The following is a 353-nucleotide window of genomic DNA, read 5'->3' on the forward strand; positions in this document are numbered from 1 at the left end:
GTCAATAAATCCGTGCCGGAGGTGGTGGCGCAGATCCTCGACGAGCATGGTCTGAAGGGCTGGGAATATGAATTTACGCTCAGACAGACATACCCGAAGCGTGAGCAGATAAATCAGTATCAGGAAAGCGACCTGGCGTTTATCGAGCGCCTGCTGTGCGAAGTGGGCATCTTTTACTTCTTCACGCTGCAGCCGGACACACAAACGGAAGTGGTGCACTTTGCCGACAGGCAGAGCGCGTATGAGTTCGGTAAAACGCTGCCGCTGAACAGCCCGTCAGGCATGAGTGACGGCTGCGCAGAATCCGTCTGGGGGCTCAGCGTGCGTCACAATGTCGCTGAGGCGGGCGTCAC

Annotated in this window: 1 protein-coding gene; it reads left to right on the forward strand. The window is 56.9% G+C overall.

Annotated elements, in window-relative coordinates:
- On the forward strand, nucleotides 1-353 hold a 353-nt coding region (locus NV64_RS22970), incomplete at both ends, for a contractile injection system protein, VgrG/Pvc8 family (protein WP_199177723.1).

The sequence above is a fragment of the Erwinia sp. B116 genome, assembly GCF_002865965.1.
Taxonomy (GTDB): Bacteria; Pseudomonadota; Gammaproteobacteria; order Enterobacterales; family Enterobacteriaceae; genus Erwinia.